At 70.0% G+C, this 14,355-nt stretch carries 16 protein-coding genes; 8 read left to right on the plus strand and 8 right to left on the minus strand.

The features are described from left to right. Positions 1 to 77: 77 nt before the first annotated feature. Positions 78 to 332, plus strand: a complete 255-nt coding sequence (locus tag V1227_RS03435; RefSeq protein WP_329790993.1) for a hypothetical protein — start codon at positions 78 to 80, stop codon at positions 330 to 332. A 27-nt stretch (positions 333 to 359) separates the two neighbouring features. On the opposite strand, the gene V1227_RS03440 is transcribed toward V1227_RS03435, so the two are convergent. The 3 genes from V1227_RS03440 to V1227_RS03450 all read right to left on the minus strand — a co-directional run bounded on the left by V1227_RS03440 (position 360) and on the right by V1227_RS03450 (position 2,910). Next, on the minus strand, positions 360 to 1,175 hold the full coding sequence (locus V1227_RS03440; RefSeq protein WP_329790994.1) for a helix-turn-helix domain-containing protein: 816 nt from the start codon (positions 1,173 to 1,175) through the stop codon (positions 360 to 362). A gap of 73 nt (positions 1,176 to 1,248) precedes the next feature. Continuing rightward, a complete protein-coding gene (locus V1227_RS03445) occupies positions 1,249 to 1,650 on the minus strand; it encodes an SsgA family sporulation/cell division regulator (RefSeq protein WP_236223943.1) in 402 nt (133 codons plus the stop codon). A gap of 318 nt (positions 1,651 to 1,968) precedes the next feature. After that, entirely contained in the window at positions 1,969 to 2,910 is a 942-nt protein-coding gene (locus V1227_RS03450) for a pirin family protein (RefSeq protein ID WP_329790995.1), read from the minus strand. Between the two features lie 32 nt (positions 2,911 to 2,942). Between V1227_RS03450 and zapE the strand changes: the two genes are divergently transcribed. The 4 genes from zapE (at position 2,943) to V1227_RS03470 (ending at position 6,902) form a co-directional block, all read left to right on the plus strand. After that, positions 2,943 to 3,881, plus strand: a complete 939-nt coding sequence (gene zapE / locus V1227_RS03455; protein WP_329790996.1) for a cell division protein ZapE — start codon at positions 2,943 to 2,945, stop codon at positions 3,879 to 3,881. A gap of 64 nt (positions 3,882 to 3,945) precedes the next feature. After that, positions 3,946 to 4,719 (plus strand): ion transporter, encoded by a 774-nt coding sequence (locus V1227_RS03460; RefSeq protein ID WP_329793951.1) that lies wholly within the window; start codon positions 3,946 to 3,948, stop codon positions 4,717 to 4,719. 247 nt (positions 4,720 to 4,966) lie between these two features. Further along, positions 4,967 to 5,821, plus strand: coding sequence for a geranyl diphosphate 2-C-methyltransferase (locus V1227_RS03465; RefSeq protein WP_329790997.1), 855 nt, complete (start codon positions 4,967 to 4,969; stop codon positions 5,819 to 5,821). Between the two features lie 7 nt (positions 5,822 to 5,828). Continuing rightward, positions 5,829 to 6,902 carry a family 2 encapsulin nanocompartment cargo protein terpene cyclase gene (locus tag V1227_RS03470; protein ID WP_329790998.1) on the plus strand — a complete coding sequence of 358 codons (1,074 nt, stop codon included), beginning with the start codon at positions 5,829 to 5,831 and terminating at the stop codon, positions 6,900 to 6,902. A gap of 187 nt (positions 6,903 to 7,089) precedes the next feature. Here V1227_RS03470 and V1227_RS03475 read toward each other — a convergent pair whose 3' ends face one another. From V1227_RS03475 to V1227_RS03495, 5 genes are read right to left on the minus strand one after another with little or no spacing between them, the layout of a single operon-like run. Continuing rightward, complete coding sequence (locus tag V1227_RS03475) at positions 7,090 to 7,923, minus strand: carbohydrate ABC transporter permease (RefSeq protein ID WP_329790999.1); 834 nt, start codon at positions 7,921 to 7,923, stop codon at positions 7,090 to 7,092. After that, positions 7,913 to 8,800, minus strand: a complete 888-nt coding sequence (locus V1227_RS03480; protein ID WP_329791000.1) for a carbohydrate ABC transporter permease — start codon at positions 8,798 to 8,800, stop codon at positions 7,913 to 7,915. Before V1227_RS03480 ends, V1227_RS03475 begins: the two co-directional genes overlap by 11 nt. Beyond that, positions 8,797 to 9,993 carry an ABC transporter substrate-binding protein gene (locus tag V1227_RS03485; RefSeq protein ID WP_329791001.1) on the minus strand — a complete coding sequence of 399 codons (1,197 nt, stop codon included), beginning with the start codon at positions 9,991 to 9,993 and terminating at the stop codon, positions 8,797 to 8,799. The genes V1227_RS03480 and V1227_RS03485 overlap by 4 nt, the downstream gene beginning before the upstream one ends. Positions 9,994 to 10,008: 15 nt before the next feature. Further along, the gene (locus V1227_RS03490) at positions 10,009 to 11,604 is read right to left on the minus strand and encodes an FAD-dependent oxidoreductase (protein WP_329791002.1); all 1,596 of its coding nucleotides are present in this window, start codon (positions 11,602 to 11,604) and stop codon (positions 10,009 to 10,011) included. A gap of 14 nt (positions 11,605 to 11,618) precedes the next feature. Further along, the gene (locus V1227_RS03495) at positions 11,619 to 12,608 is read right to left on the minus strand and encodes a LacI family DNA-binding transcriptional regulator (protein WP_329791003.1); all 990 of its coding nucleotides are present in this window, start codon (positions 12,606 to 12,608) and stop codon (positions 11,619 to 11,621) included. Between the two features lie 134 nt (positions 12,609 to 12,742). On the opposite strand from V1227_RS03495, the gene V1227_RS03500 reads away from it, so the two are divergent. The 3 genes from V1227_RS03500 (at position 12,743) to V1227_RS03510 (ending at position 14,312) form a co-directional block, all read left to right on the plus strand. Further along, positions 12,743 to 12,880, plus strand: coding sequence for a hypothetical protein (locus tag V1227_RS03500; protein WP_329791004.1), 138 nt, complete (start codon positions 12,743 to 12,745; stop codon positions 12,878 to 12,880). Between the two features lie 347 nt (positions 12,881 to 13,227). Further along, positions 13,228 to 13,404: a hypothetical protein gene (locus tag V1227_RS03505; protein ID WP_176959647.1), complete on the plus strand. Its 177-nt coding sequence runs from the start codon at positions 13,228 to 13,230 to the stop codon at positions 13,402 to 13,404. 80 nt (positions 13,405 to 13,484) lie between these two features. Beyond that, positions 13,485 to 14,312, plus strand: a complete 828-nt coding sequence (locus V1227_RS03510) for a mechanosensitive ion channel family protein (protein WP_329791005.1) — start codon at positions 13,485 to 13,487, stop codon at positions 14,310 to 14,312. Positions 14,313 to 14,355 lie beyond the last annotated feature (43 nt).

Consider the following 14,355-nt stretch of genomic DNA (forward strand, 5'->3'; position numbering starts at 1 on the left):
GCCGAGGGCCGGTCCGTCGAGAAGCACCTCGACGCGCTGCTGGACACCATGCAGCGCTTCAACGACGCCGTGGCGGAGTGCGCGGGCACGCCGTCCTGGTCCGGCTCCTCGACCAGACCAGGGTGTTCACCCGCGCGGAACGCCGCACGCGGACGGTGGAACGGGTGCTCGCGGACCACCGGCACGGGCTCGACCGCTACACGAAGCACCGCGCGTTGGTGCGGGCGTTGCGCGCGGGGGACTCGGTGGCCGCGGAGCAGATCGCCCTGGACGACGTCCGGGGCGGGCTCGAGGACCTGCGGCGGGAGCCGGGTCAGGTCTCGGCGCGCTGACGGCGGGCGTGGTGCCGCCGCGGGCGGCTACCGAGTCCTGGCCAGGGCGCGCAACGGCGTGGGCCCGCGGTACTCGGCGAGCCGGCGCCGCGACTGGTTCTCGTCCAGCGCGACGGAGTCGAGGAGCTCGAAGAGGTTCCTGGTCCGCTCCACGGCCGCCTCGTCCTGCGCGAACACCTTCGCGAGGTCGGACTCCGCGTAGACCAGCGGCGTCGCCTTCTCGAACTCGAACAGCGTGCACGTCGACTGGAACGCGGCCGTCGAGGCCTCCGCGGGCACGATGCGCACGAGGTTCGAGTTCGCCATCAGCCACGCGCACTGCTCCGCCATCACGTGGGCGTCCCCGAGCCGCAGCCGCAACGCGAGCTCGTGGAGGTAGAAGACGCAGTCGGGCCGCGTCGGCCGGCGCAGCACCGCCTGCCGGTCGACGTCGTCGGGCGTGGCGCCCGTCGCCGCCTGCAGGGCCTGCGCGTAACCCGGTGTCTGCAGGAGGCTGTTCACGGTCAGCACGTCGTACGCCGTGATCTTGGTGGCCATCGCCTCCGTCATCACGAGCGTGCGCGGGTTGTCCGGCACCTGGGCGAGGTAGGGGTCGAAGGCGTTGCGGTAGCGGCGGAAGAAGTCCTCGATGAAGTCGATGTCCTTGCCGCAGGCCGTGAGGTACTGCACGAGGTCGATCTCGCTCGCCCGGACCTTGCCGTGCTCGATGTTGGACACCTTGCTGGGATCCCAGCCGAGCTGCACGGCGAGCCCGCGGCCCCTCAGCCCGGTGAACCTCTGCCGGAGCCGGCGCAGTTCGTCGCCCAGATCCCTGCTGTACGCGGTGGAAGTCGTCACGGTCACGACCTCGAACGTATGGGTTGGAAACAGTCCAAGGTACGCGCTCGTTCGGGTGAAAACGACCTTTCGTGACGCCCTAGTCGAGCAGCTTGCGCAGCTCCGCGTCGAAGTCCACGAAGTCGTTCTCGCAACCGGGGGCGACCACGTCGTAGGTGGAGTTGAGGAACTCCTGCAGCTCGGACGACCGCACGTGGAACACCGCGTGCGACACGTCGGACTGCAGCTCGAGCACCGCGGTCGTCGAGTTGTGCGGACGCAGCCGCACGTCACCCGCGCCGCTGGTGGTGATCAACCCGTCGGCGAGCAGGTCGCGGCTCACGAGCCACACGGTCTCCTGGCGGCCCATGCGGAACGTCATGGTCACGGCGTGCGGGTCGTCGGCGCGGTAGCCGAGCTCGACCTCGACGGGCATGGGGCGCCCGGAGGGGGCGATGAAGGCGAAGACCGACTCGGCACCCACTCGTGTCACGTTCGTCATGCCCCCTTGGACGCGCGGCACCCTTCGTGGATGCCTCGATCAGGAAAAGCGATCGGAACGTGATTTTCAATGGTCCCGAAGTATGACTTTTGACAACCGGGGCCGAACACCGGGTGAGACGGGTCGCCTCACCTGGCCTGACCTGGTGCTTTCGCCACTTTGCGCTGGTGGTGTTCGGTCATCTGTGGATGGGATCACGGCCTCGGTTGCCCGAATGTCGAGACCGTGGGATGACGCCACCTTAGATTCGACTTAAGGAATTCGGCGCTTTCCGTAGGTGATTCGGCACGGAAAGTGAGGGGTGCTCAGGTGGCGCTGTCAGGCCGGGTTGCCGCGCGGCCGCAACCGCCCGCCCGGCAGCGGCGGCGCCGGCAGCCGGTCACCGGGGTAGCCCTCGACCCGGCCGAACCGGTCTGCCCCCGCCTGCCACTCGTCGCGGAACACCACGATCTCGTCGTGCGTGCGGCCGACGAAGTTCCACCACATGACGATCTCCTCGCCGAACGGCTCGCCGCCCAGCAGCACGATCCGCGCGCCCTCGGCCGACGACAGGGTGAGCGTGGAGCGGCCCGTGCCGACGTACCCGAGGTCTCCCGGCCGCAGAGGCGTCTCACCGACCGCCACGTCGCCCGTGTCGAGCAGGACGCCGTGTTCGAACGCCGGGTCGACGTCCAGGGTCAGCTTGCTCCCGGCCGGCAGGACGACCTCGGCGCCGAGCAGCGGGGTGAACGTGCGGACGGGGGACGTCGAGCCGGCGAGCGAGCCGAGGAACACGCGGACGGCGGCGCCGTCCACCTCCACGGCCGGCGGGGCGTGGTGCTGGAAGTCGCGCGGGGCGTCGCGGTGGGCGTCGGGCAGGGCCAGCCACAGCTGGACGCCGTGCAGCACGGTGGAGGACGGCGTGGACACCTCGGAGTGGGCGATGCCGTGGCCGCCGGTCATCAGGTTCAGCTCGCCGGGGCGCACGTGCGCGTGGACGCCGAGGCTGTCGCGGTGCTCGATCTCGCCGGTGAAGAGCCAGCTCACGGTCTGCAGGCCGGTGTGGGGGTGCGGGGCGACGTCCATGCTGACCTCGTCGGGGCCGTAGTGGTCGCAGAAGCACCAGGCGCCGATCAGCGAGCGCTGCTTCTGCGGCAGCGTCCGGCGCACCGTCATCGCGCGCGGGCCGCCCAGCGGAACGTCGCGCGGGCCCAGGACCTCCACGCCGCCGGGGGTGGAGGTGCACGTCACTTCTGCGGGCTCGGCCTCGACATTGCTCACGGGTCCGATCGTAAGCTGGCGCGGGGGTGGCGGTGGATCTTCGGGCACACGTGTCGAGCAGCGGGTACGTGCTCGACGAGGCGCAGCTGGCGGTGGTCGCGCGGCTGGAGGAGCTGGGGGAGCGGCGCCGGGGCGTCTACCTGCACGGCCCGGTGGGGCGGGGCAAGAGCTTCCTCGCGGACGCGTTGTTCGACGTGGTTCCGGGCCCCAAGAAGCGGGTGCACTTCCACGCGTTCTTCCGGGAGCTGCACGCGCGGATCTCCGAACGGCTGCACCGGCGCGGCGCCGTCGAGAAGGCGGTGGAGGAGCTCGTCGGCAAGGCCGAGGTGCTGGCGTTCGACGAGTTCCACCTGCACGACGTCGGTGACGCGATGCTGATGACCCGGCTGCTGGAGGTCCTGCGGCGGCGGCGGGTGATGATCATCGCCACCTCCAACTACCCGCCGGACGGCCTGCTGCCCAACCCGCTCTACCACGACCACTTCCTGCCCGGCATCGCGCTGCTGAAGGAACTGGTGGACGTCGTCGAACTCGACGGCCCCACCGACTACCGGCACCTGCACGGGACACCGCGGTCGCGGTTCGAGACGGGGGAGATCCGCAGGCACGCCGAGGTCCCCGCCGCACCCGTCGCGCTCGACGTCCACGGCCGGGCGATCACCGCCCTCGGCGTCGAGGGGTCGCGGGTCTGGTTCGACTTCGGCGACCTGTGCGAGAAACCGACGTCCACGCACGACTACCTCGCGCTCGCCGCGCGTTTCGACGACTGGGTGCTCGTCGGCGTGCCGCGCATGAGCACGTGCGACCGCGAGGCGCAGCAACGGTTCGCGAACGTCGTGGACGTCCTCGTGGACGCCGACGTGCGGCTGACACTGGTGAGTGACCACGCCCTCGCCGAGATCATCGGCGGCGACGCCCTCGACCTCGCCCGCACCGCCAGCCGGTTGGAGCTGATCAACTCGACCGGGTGAACAGTTGGGCCGCTCCCACCGCCGATAGGGAGCAAAACCCCTGTCGTAGGAGCAGCAAGTGAAGATGGTGCGCGCCCGCGTCGGTGAGCTCGTGGAGAGCAACCGGTTCCAGATGTTCGTCATCGGCGTGATCGTGGTCAACGCGATCACGCTGGGAGCCGAGACGTCGACCGTGCTGCAGGCGGAGTTCGGGCCGCTGCTGACGACGATCGACCACCTGGCGCTCGCGATCTTCGCGTTCGAGCTCGCGGCGAGGCTGTACGCGTCCGGCTGGAGGTTCTTCAAGGACCCGTGGAACGTCTTCGACTTCGTGGTCGTCGCCATCGCGCTGATCCCGACCGCGGGTCCGCTGTCGGTGCTGCGCAGCCTGAGGATCCTGCGCGCGCTGCGGCTGGTGGCGATGGTGCCGAGCATGCGCCGCGTGGTGGCGGCGCTCGTCCGGTCCATCCCCGGCCTGCTGTCGCTGTCGGGCCTGCTGGTGCTGCTCGTCTACGTCGGCGGCGTCATCGCGAGCAACCTGTTCGGCGACACCGGCGACCCGCGCTTCTCCGGCCTCGGCCCGACGCTGCTCACCCTGTTCCAGATCACCACCGGCGACGGCTGGTCCGACGTCCTGCGCGACCTCATGGACCAGAAGCCGTTCGCGTGGATCTTCTTCCTGGTCTACCTGATGGTCGGCTCGTTCACGATGCTCAACCTGTTCATCGCGGTGGTGTGCAGTGCGATGCAGGAGGAGATCACGGTGCCGGCACCGCGGTCGGCGTCGCACGACGACCTGCTGCTGCAGGAGGTCCGCGCGCTCAGGGAGGAGGTGCGGGCGATCCGGCAGAACGCCTAGGGCCCGTTCTTCTCGAACCGGCGCCGGATCCCAGGCCGTCCTGTCATCCGGTAGAGCGCGGCAACCCCACGAAAGTGGGGCTCCTAGACCCGTCGGCCAGGTTAAGGGACCTGTACGCAGAAGCATTCCGGCCTACCCGTTCGTGGCCGAACCAAGCCTGAACGGCGGATCGCCCGTTGGGCCGGAAGCTGCAAAGGTCAGTTGCTGTTCGGCAGTAAGTGTTCCAACGAACAGGAGCCACCCAGGTATGGCGAGCCCCACTGTGAAGCCGGTCCTGCGCACCGACTACCAGCGTTCCGTCGCGGACTACTGGAACAGGGAGAAGGACCCGGTCAACATCAAGCTCGGCGAGGTCGACGGGCTCTACCACCACCACTACGGGCTCGGCCAGTACGACCCCGCGGTGCTGGAGGCCCCGCCCTCGGTGCGCGACCAGGTGGTGATCGCCGAGATGCACCGGCTGGAGACGGCCCAGGCGGAGGTGCTGCTCGACGCGTTCGGCGACCTCCCGGCCAACCCCCACCTGATGGACGGCGGCTCCGGCCGCGGCGGCACGAGCTTCATGGCCAACGCCCGGTTCGGCGCCCGCATCGACGGCGTCAGCATCTCCGAGGAGCAGGTGGCGTTCGCCAACAGGCAGGCCGTCGAGCGCGGCGTCGCCGACCAGGTGAAGTTCCACTTCAAGAACATGCTCGACACCGGCTTCGAGACCGGCTCGTTCAACGGCATCTGGACCAACGAGACCACGATGTACGTGGACCTCCAGCAGCTGTACGGCGAGTTCGCGCGGCTCATCGCCCCCGGCGGCCGGTACGTCTGCATCACCGGCTGCTCCAACGACCTGACCGGCCTGCGGTCGCGCGCGGTCAGCCAGATCGACCAGCACTACATCTGCAACATCCACCCGCGCAGCGAGTACTTCCGCGCGCTGGCGGACAACGGGTTCGTGCCGATCAGCGTCGTCGACCTGACGCCGGACACCATCCCGTACTGGGAGCTGCGCGCCCAGTCGTCGGTCGCGACCGGGGTGGAGGACCCGTTCCTCACCGCCTACCGGGAGGGGTCGTTCCACTACCTGCTGATCGTCGCCGACAGGATCTGACGCCACCGTGTCCGACTCGAGGGATCTCCTCACCAGGCCGTCCGGGCTGGGCACCTCCGCTGCCCGGTTCGGACGGCCCGCGGCCGTCGAGCTGTCCGCGGACGCCGGCTACGCCGAACGCCCGTGGGGTGACGGCACGGCGCCGCCGCTGTACGTGCCGGTGCTCGAGCGCGAGGACGCCCTGCTGGCGGCCGCCGTGGACGAACGGCTGGTCGCCTGGGCGCGGGAGTGCGGCTTCGAGGAGCCGGAACGGTTCCTGGCCGGCCTTTTCGGCCGGCTCGCGGTGCTCACGCACGTGGACACCGACGACGTCGACCAGCTGCTGATCGCGGCGAAGCTGAACGCGGCCTGGTGGGCCGCGGACGACCTGTACGCCGACGACACCGAGATGGGCGCCGTCCCGGCCGAGCTGCCGCCGCGCCTGGCGCTGGCGATGGCCGCGATGGACCCGGTGGCCCCCGCCGCCGAGTTCACCGAGGACCTCGAGGGGAGGATCGGGTCCGACCCGGTGCTGGTCGGCCTCAGATCGGGCATCGCGCACCTGGCTTCGCGCAGCACGGCGACCGTCGTGCAGAGGGTCTGCTACTCCACGTTCGCGATGTTCGTGTCGTGGGGCGCCTACGCGGCCTGGCGTCACACGGGCGACTACCCGCCCGCGTGGCAGTACCTCGCGACGAGGCAGCACGACACCTTCTACACGTCGATGACGCTGATCGACGCCGTCGGAGGCTACGAGCTGCCCGCGCCGCTGTACTACGACCCTCGCGTGCGACAGCTGCTCACGGCCGCGGGCACGGCGTCGGTGGTCGTGAACGACCTGGTGTCGGTGGAGAAGGACGCCGCCGACGAGAAGCCGGTCTGCAACATGGTGCTGCAGATCGCCGCGGACAGGGGCTGCTCGATCGCCGAGGCCACCGCGCGGACCGTCGAGCTGCACAACCAGCTGGTGCGCGACTTCGAGGCCGGGCACAGGGCGCTGCTCGCCGTCCCGTCGCCGGAGCTGCACCGGTTCCTGAAGGGCACCAAGGCCTGGATGGGCGGCGGCTTCGAGTGGCACACCACCCACCCGCGCTACCGGTAGCCGCCACGCCCCTCGCGGGTACCCGCGAGGGGCTCGGGCGAGGGAGCAGACCCACGCACCGGCCGGCCGCAGCACGAGCACCGGCACGCCGTTCGCATGCCCTCGGTGAACGTCGCCGCACCACCCCGGGGTAGCTCGGCGTCGGTGACCACCCGCCCGGAGGCTCACCCTTCCGCGACGGGATCGATCACCCCTTCACGCCCGTGTGCGCGAGACCCTCGATGAACTGCCGCTGCGCCAGCACGAACACGACCAGGATCGGCACCGCCGTCATCGTGGCGGCGGCCAGCTGCACGTTCCACATCGGGCCGCCGTAGATGTCCACGAACTGGGTGAGCGCCTGCGGCAGCGTGAACATGTCCGGTGTGGACAGGTACACGATCGGTTCCAGGTAGAGGTTCCACGAGTGCAGGAACGTGAAGATCGCGACCGCGCCCAGGGCGGGCCGGGACAGCGGCAGCGCGATCCGGTAGAAGATCCCGGCGCGGCCGAGGCCGTCCATCCGCGCGGCCTCCTCGAGCTCCGGTGGCAGCGCGATGAAGAACTGGCGCATGATGAAGATCGCCAGCACGCACGGCGCACCGAAGACCGGCACGACGATCAACGGCCAGTGCGTGTTCGTCAGCCCCAGCGTCTGGAAGAGCTGGAACAGCGGCACGATCGTGACCTCGCTCGGGATGAGCAGACCGGTCAGCACCACCACGAACAGCACGTTCTGGCCGGGGAACCGGATGCGGGCGAACGCGTACCCCGCCATCGCCGCGACCGCCATCGTCCCCGCCGTGACGATCACGGCGATGTAGAGGCTGTTCCAGTACTGCTGCCCGAAGGGCTGCATGCGGAACACCTGCTCGTAGGTGGAGAAGGTCCACTCCGACGGCAGCAACGACTCCGAGAAGATCTCGCTGATCGGCTTCATCGACGAGGTGACCATCCACCACGTCGGGAACACGAACGGCACGCACAGCAGGCACAGCAGCCCGTAGAGCGCGACCTCCCGCTTCGAGGCGCTACGACTCATGGAGCACCCACTTCCGGCGCATCCGCCACTGCAGCAGGGTCAGCGCGGCGACGATGGCGAACAGCAGCACCGAGATCGTCGCGCCGTAGCCGAAGTGGTGGAACTGGAACGCCTGCTGGTACAGGTAGTAGATCAACACGGTCGTGGACGTGCCGGGTCCGCCCTGGGTGAGGACGGCGATCTGCGCGAACACCTGAAGCGAGCCGACGATCGTGATGATCGACGTGAGCAGGATCGTCGGGCTGATCAACGGGATGGTGATCCGCAGGAACCGCGTCCACGCGCCGGCACCGTCGATCTTCGCCGCCTCGTGCAGCGGCGCCGGAACCCCCTGCAGCGCCGCGAGGAACAGCACCATGTTCAGACCGACGTTCTTGATCACCTGCACCACGACCACGGAGATCATCGCGGTCGACTCGCCCCGCAGCCAGTTCGGCCCGTCGACGCCGAAGAACCCGAGCAGCCCGTTCACGCTGCCCTCCGGTTGCAGCATGAGCTGCCAGACCAGCGTCCAGGCCACCAGCGACACCAGCACGGGGGAGAAGAACAACGTGCGGAACAGCGTGGTGCCGCGCAGCTTCTGGTTGAGCAGCACCGCGAGCAGCAACGCGAGCGACAGGTTCAGCACCACCAGCCCGGCCGCGAACCAGGCGGTGGCGACGAGCGACTCGCGCAGCTTCTCGTCGTCGAGCAGCTGCTTGTAGTTGTCGGCGCCGACGAACTCGAACGTCCCGCCGAGCACGTTCCACTCGTTGAGGCTGTACCAGCCGACCATCGCCAGCGGGACCAGCACGAACGCGAGGCTGCCGAGCAGAGCGGGCGTGACGAACAGGTACCCGACCAGGGCGTCGCGCCTGCGATACGTCCAGAACGTCACGAGCGCTCCAGCAGCGGCTTGATCTTCGCGCACACCCCGTCGAGCACCTCGCCGACGTTCGCGTCCGGCTTCCACAACGGGTCGAGCGCGGCGCGGATCGTCTGGTTCAGCTCCTCCTGGCCCCGGTGGCTCGGCTTCACGACGCCCTTGCCGATGCCGTCGACCACCACGGACTGCAGCTGCTCGGGCTTGATCAGCGGGTTGCTCTTCGCCAGCGTGTCCGCGTTGAGCAGCGACCGCCGCGCAGGCGGGAAGAACTGCGCGAGCTTCGCGGAGTTGGCGGCGTTGGTGAAGAAGCCGAGGAAGTCCGCGGCGGCCTCGGCGTTCTTCGAGCGCTTCAGCACGCCGACGCCCGCCTGCCCGATCACCGCGTAGTCACCCTTCGGACCCTTCGGCAACGGCAGGAGCGTCCAGCCGAACTTCGCGTCCTTCAAGGCACCCGCCCGCGAGATCTGGCTGATCGCCATCGCCGCGTCGCCCGCGAAGAAGTCGACGGTCGTGCCGGGACCGGGGATCGCCTTGTCCGTGAAGATCGCCTTGTGGATGAACGCCATCGCGTCCTTCATCTCGGGGCCGGCGAAGCCGCACTGCCTGCCGTCCTCGCTCCACGCGTTCGCGCCCCAGCCGCGCCAGATCGCCGACAGCACGGCCCAGTTCTGGTACTTGAAGTCCGGCAGCACGAGGTTCTTGCCGGCCGCGGCCGCGACCGCCTGCTCCCAGGTGGCCGGCAGCTCCTTCACCAGGTCGGTGTTGACGAACAGCCCGAACGGCGAGGTGGAGAACGGGTAGGCGTAGAGCTCGCCGTCGGACTCCCACAGCTTCGTGGCGGACGGCACCAGCTCGTCGGCCTTCTCGACCTCGCCCCTGATCGGGACGAGCGCGCCGGAGGAGACGAAGTCCGGTGCCGACTCCTCCAGGATCCACGCGAGGTCCGGCGCGTTGCCCCCGGCGATCTGCGTGGTGAGCGTGGTGGTGTAGCCGTCGGCCGGGATCGTGTCGAACTTGATCTCGGTGACGTCCGGGTGCGACGCCCTGTACTCGGCGGCGATGTCGCCGAGCAGCTTGAGGTGTGCCTCGTTGGCGGTCCACACGGTCATGCGCAGCGACTTCGGACCGGACCGGCCGGAGGACCCGCCGCCGCACGCGGTGAGGGCGAGGGCGGCGGTGATGACGAGCGCGAGAAGTCGGGACATCGTTGTCTCCCAGGACTAGTAGCCGGACACGTCCGGCCAGCGGAGCTCGACCCCGTCGCGTTCCAGGCGGTGCTGGAAGTCCGCGAGCAGGCCGGGGGTGTTGCGCACCGCGCGAGGGGTGACTCGGTGCGCCAGGCAGAAGTCCGCGAGCGCGCCCGCGACCTCGCCGACGTTCCACTCGACCGGGTGCAGCCGGTGGGAACCGTTGGTGATGTGGGTGGTGCCGATGTTCTTGCCCGCGGGCAGGAGGTTCTCGACCCGCTGGTGGACGAGCGCGCCGAGCGGGATCTCGAACGGGCAGCTCGCGACGTCGAGGTAGTTGTCGCCGCCGGTCGAGGGGTGCAGGTCGATGCGGTACATGCCGACACCGACGGCGTCCGCGTGCCGCACCGCGCCCTTGCCGCCGCGCACGGCGAGCGAGAGGTCCTGCTCGACGATCGTGTACTCGGTCCTCATCCGCCGCGACTCGCGGATGTAGGGCGCCTGGGCGAGGCCGTCCGCGCTGCCGGTGACGTCACCGCGCAGGCGCAGGCCGGGGAAGCCCGTGCCGCCGTCCGCGCGGGGCGCCTCGGTCTGCAGCCAGTACAGGACCGATCGCGACAGCTCCCGTGCCGCCGCGACGTGGGCGTCCGCGTCCGGGACGTCGATCACGGGCGACTCGAAGTAGTCGATCATCGGCCAGTTCACCAGGCAGATGTCGCTGTCGTAGGCGCCCTCGACGAAGTTGCGCCGCGCGGCGATGCGGCGGAACGTCCACAGGTTGCTGTCGCCCGCGCTGACCCGCTGGTCGGAGACGACGCCGAGCGGGTCGTCGTCCGGGTTCGGGGTGAAGGTGCGCTCGGCGGTGGTGAGCGTGCGCGGGTCGGGGGAGCGGAACGACAGCATCCGGTCGCCCCAGTAGTCCGGCTGGTACTCGCGCCAGAAGTCGTACCGCGCGGGCTTGTCGATCGTGTGGTCGCCGTCGACGTGGTCGATCGCGAAGCACACCGACATCGCCTGCATGTTGGCCGGTTGGGCGACCTCGGGCGCGCTGGGCTCACCGGTGTCCAGGGTGGACTCGAAGCCCGTCACGTACTCCGCGCCGGACAACGGGAGCAGCTCGCCGGTCTCGGTGGCGTCGAGGACGTACGGCGCGTGCAGCTCGACCTGCTCGCCGTGGTGCTCGACGGTGACGGACACGACCCGGTCGCCGTCGGTGCGCGCGGCCACCGGCCTCGCGGGCTGCAGGACGGTGAGCCTGCCGCTGCCCCGGTACGGCGCCAGCATCTCGTCGATGACGGCGACGGCGACGCGGGGTTCGTGGCAGAGCCTGCTCACGTTGCCCGCGCCGGGGTTCAGCTCCCGCCACGCCCGCGCCCGCGGGGTCAGCGGGTAGTGGCGGCGGTAGTAGTCGCGGATGCCGTCGCGCAACGCCCGGTAGCTCGCCGTCACGCCGAAGCGCTCGACCCAGCTGTGCTCGTCCGGCGGTACCGCCTGGCTGGTCAGCTGACCACCGAGCCACTCGAACTCCTCGGTGAGCACGACCCGGCGACCGGCGCGCAGCAGCGCCAGCGCGGCGGCGACCCCGCCGAGTCCGCCGCCCACTACGACGACGTCAGTGTTGTGCAGCAACAGGTTCCTCCTGGTCAGCCGAGCGTCGAGCCGGCGACGGGCTCGCAGGACAGCAGCTCCTGCGGGGTGGTGCCGTTCTCCAGCACCTCGGTCAGCGCCTGCACCGCCCTGCGTCCCATCTCGCGGCGTGGGATGCGGAACCCCGTGAGGTCCACGTCGTCCGGTGCGGGCCGGGTGGCGGCGCCGAGCATCAGGACGGACAGGTCACCGGGGACCGACAGGCCGCGCTCGCGGGCGGTGAGCACGAGCGCGGCACCATCGGAGACCTCCTCGGTGAGCACGCACGTGACGCCTGCGTCGAGCAACTGGTCCAGCTCGCCGAACGGCACGTGCGTTCCTTCGGCTCCGTGCGCGGCCACGGCCTGCTTGAAGCCGCGCAGCCTGTCGGCCGAGGACTCCGCGCCCACGCCGGCGCCGAGGTAGGCGAACCGGCGGTGACCGAGGGCGGCCGCGCGGTCCACCAGGTCCCGCACGGCCGAGACGTAGTCGGCGCCGACGTGCGGTACCGGGCCGCCCGCGTCGTCGCGCCGGCCGATCGAGACGAACGGGATGCCCTCGCTCACGAGCTGAGCGAGGTCGTCGCGGTCGACCGTGCGACCGAGCAGCACGCACCCGTCCGCGAGGCGGATCCTGCTGTCGTCGCTGAAGATCCGCCGTCGGCTGCCCGCCGCCTTGGCGCTCGTGAACAGCAGCAGGTCGCAGCCCGCCTCCTCCGCCTGCTCCTCGATGCCCTCCAGGAACGGCTGGTAGAAGTCGGCGCGGGTGCTCGGGAAGACGGCTTCGTAGGTGAACACGCCCAGGATGCGGTTGCGCTGGTCGTGGAGCCTGCGCGCGATCGGGTTCGCGACGTAGCCCGTCCTGCGGATGACCTCGAGCACGCGGGCACGGGTCTCCGGCGCGATGCGGACGCCGCTGTCGGTCCGGTTGTTGAGCACCAGCGACACCGTGGCCTGGCTGACGCCTGCCATCCGGGCGATGTCCTGCTGGGTGAGCCTCTTGGCCATGAGCACCTGCCAATTCGAATTGGCACGGAGTCTGCGACACCACGCCGCAGGCAGTCAACCCTGTAATAATTCGAATTAGCATCGTGACGGGCGCGGGCGGCGGGAGCGAAGGTCCTCCGGCGAGGGGTAGACCCGTGATCGCGTTCCGCCGTCGCAGCCCGGCCACCGGTGCCGCCGCGATCGGACTGCTCGCCGCCCTGCCGTCGTCCGCGCGCCGTTCCGCGGTCCCGCCCGGCAGGCAGCGGTGGCGGGGACGTCCGTGCAGTCGTTGAACAACAGCTACGCGTGCTGTTCCCGGCCAGGACCCGGACTCGGACGGGCCGCGGCGGTCGAAGTTCCTCGGCGGTGAGCCCTACCGGTTCCGCTGTCGCACGCCGTCCGGCTCACGCGGCCTCACGTTCACCTGAGGACGCGTCCTCGTGCCGCGCGGCGGGACCTCCACTCTTGCGATCACGGCGAGTTAGTCCACTGTGGACGGATAGGTTCACTCTGATGTCGCAACGGCAAGACGCATGTTCGCGCAGCTCACGGGGTATTCGATGGTCCCAAACCCCAGGTCCCCCGTTCGGGTAACTGCCCGGACGCGTGTGTCCTCCGTCGGTCGTGAGGAGTGGTTGTCATGGCACACGTGCGTCATCTCGTCGACGTTCGCACCGGTGACGAGTTCGATCAGCCGGTTCCCTTCGGCCTGGTGTACCCCGTGTGCACCGCGGACGGCTCCGCGCCGCCCAGCCAGCGCGGGCGGACCTGGGAGCACCTCGTGGCGAGCGACCGCGAGCTGCGCCAGGTCTCGTGAAAATCGTGTGAAGTCCACCCTCGCCGGGTACTGCCTGGTGAGGGTGGCCCCGCCGGGCGCCCGTGCGAAGGGAGCTCGACATGGACTTCCAACAGGGGCTGACCGACGCCTGGCGCGCCGTGGCCACCTTCGTGCCGAAGCTCGCGGCGTTCCTGCTGATCCTGCTGATCGGCTGGTTCGTCGCGAAAGCGGTCTCGAAGCTCGTCGACAAGGTCCTCGAACGGGTCGGCTTCGACCGGCTCGTGGAGCGCGGCGGTGTGAAGCAGATGCTGGCGCGCAGCAAGTACGACGCGTCCGACCTGCTCGCCAAGCTCGTCTACTACGCGCTGATCCTCATCACGCTGCAGATCGCGTTCGGCGTGTGGGGCCCGAACCCCGTCTCCGAACTGCTGACGGGCATCGTGGCGTGGCTGCCCAGGGCCGCGGTCGCGATCATCATCGTCGTCGTGGCTGGCGCCGTGGCCACCGCGGTGAAGGACTTCATCGGTGGTGCGCTCGGCGGCCTGTCCTACGGCCGGATCCTCGCCAACATCGCCTCGGTGTTCATCTGGGCGCTGGGCATCATCGCCGCGCTGAACCAGATCGGCGTCGCCACCACGGTGACCACGCCGGTGCTGATCGCGGTGCTCGCGACGGTCGGCGGCATCCTGGTCGTCGGTGTGGGTGGCGGTCTCGTGCGGCCGATGCAGCAGCGCTGGGAAGGCTGGCTGGGTCGTGCGGAGCAGGAGCTGCCCCAGGCGCAGGCTCAGGCGCAGGCCTACCAGCGCGGACGTGAGGACGCCGTGCGCGGTGGGGTCCAGCCGGCCCCGGCCGCGGCCGAGCCCATGACCGAGCCGGTCCCGGCGGTGGGCCGGCAGGTGCCGGCGGAGGACCCGGTGCTCGGCACGCGCAGGCCTGAAGACCGCTGACCGAGGTTCACCGGACGAGGCGCATCCCGCTCGGGGTGCGCCT

The organism is Lentzea sp. DG1S-22 (genome assembly GCF_036321065.1).
In the GTDB taxonomy this organism is placed as follows: domain Bacteria; phylum Actinomycetota; class Actinomycetes; order Mycobacteriales; family Pseudonocardiaceae; genus Lentzea; species Lentzea jiangxiensis.